The sequence below is a fragment of the Acetobacter fallax genome, from assembly GCF_011516735.1.
Taxonomy (GTDB): Bacteria; Pseudomonadota; Alphaproteobacteria; order Acetobacterales; family Acetobacteraceae; genus Acetobacter; species Acetobacter fallax.
This window is the reverse complement of sequence record NZ_WOSX01000113.1, coordinates 1-1,628: the sequence shown is the minus strand read 5'-3', so window position 1 is coordinate 1,628 and position 1,628 is coordinate 1. Positions and strand designations below refer to the sequence as shown.

Here is a 1,628-nt window from a genome sequence, read left to right as displayed (position 1 = left end):
CGTCAGCCAGGCGGCCTGTCGGGCTTCACCCGGCGCTCGGAGAGCGAATACGATCCGTTCGGCGCGGCTCACTCCTCCACCTCGATCTCGGCCGGTCTCGGCATGGCCGTGGCGCATCATCTGCGGGCTGAGGAAGATCCCTCCTACCGTGAGCGCAATGTGATTGCGGTCATCGGGGACGGCTCGATCTCCGCCGGCATGGCGTATGAGGCGATGAATAACGCTGCCGTCGCAGGCCCCGGCGCGGAACGTCTGATCGTTATCCTCAACGACAACGAAATGTCGATCGCGCCTCCGGTCGGTTCGATGTCGAACTACCTCTCCCGCCTGATGTCCTCGCGCCAGTTCATGGGGCTGCGCGATCTCGCCGGGAAGGTCGTCAAAAAACTGCCTGACCGCCTTGAGCGCACAGCCAAGAAGGCCGAGGAATATGCCCGTGGCATGATCACCGGCGGCACGCTGTTCGAGGAACTCGGGTTTTATTATGTCGGCCCGGTCGATGGCCACGACATGAGCCAGCTTGTGCCGATTCTGCGGAATCTGCGCGATACGGACAAGGGTCCGATTCTGCTGCACGTGATCACCGAGAAAGGTCATGGCTACAAACCGGCCGAGGCGGCGGGTGACAAGTATCATGCCGTGGCGAAGTTCAACGTCGTGACCGGCGAGCAGAAAAAAGCGCCGCCAGGGCCGCCGTCCTGGACGAATGTGTTTGCCCGTGAACTGGTGAACCGGGCCTCGACGGATGATAAAATCGTCGCGGTGACCGCTGCGATGCCGTCAGGCACCGGGCTGGATAAATTCGCGACCCGGTTTCCCGACCGTTTCTTCGATGTTGGCATTGCCGAGCAGCATGCCGTGACTTTTGCCGCCGGCATGGCCACCGAAGGGTTGCGGCCATTCTGCGCGATCTATTCGACCTTTCTGCAGCGTGGCTACGATCAGGTCGTCCACGATGTGGTCCTGCAGGGGTTGCCGGTGCGTTTTGCCATCGACCGGGCCGGTCTGGTCGGGGCTGACGGCGCGACCCATGCCGGCTCGTTCGATCTGGCCTATCTCGGCTGTCTGCCGGGCATGACGATCATGGCGCCCAGCGATGAGCTGGAACTGCTGCACATGACAGCAACCGCAGTGGAGTTCGATGAAGGTCCGATCGCGCTGCGCTATCCGCGTGGGAACGGGCTTGGTCTTGAACTCCCGGCGTCTGGTTCCGTCATTGAAATCGGCAAAGGCCGGATCATCCGTGAGATGGGCGCGCAGTCCGGACGCGAGAAAGGTGGCATTGCCATCCTCTCGCTCGGTCCGCGTCTGGCGGAAGTTCTGAAAGCCGCCGATCAGCTGGCCGCGCACGGACTGCCACCGACTGTGGCCGACGCGCGCTTTGCCAAACCTCTGGATACGGCTCTTGTTGAGCAGCTGGCCCGCAACCACGCGGTGCTGATCACGATCGAGGAAGGCTCCGAAGGCGGATTCGGCGCGCTGGTGGCCCATTATCTCGCCCGCACCGGTCTGCTCGACCACGTCCGGCTCCGCACCATGACCCTGCCTGATCGGTTCATCGATCATAATTCGCAGTTCGAGCAATATAACGTCGCAGAACTCAACGCCCCGCACATCGTCCATACCGC

At 62.4% G+C, this 1,628-nt stretch carries 1 protein-coding gene; it reads left to right on the top strand.

What is annotated here, in order from left to right:
- Positions 1–1,628 (top strand): 1-deoxy-D-xylulose-5-phosphate synthase (dxs, locus tag GOB85_RS18675; RefSeq protein WP_173578859.1); only part of this gene is annotated, 1,628 nt, incomplete at both ends.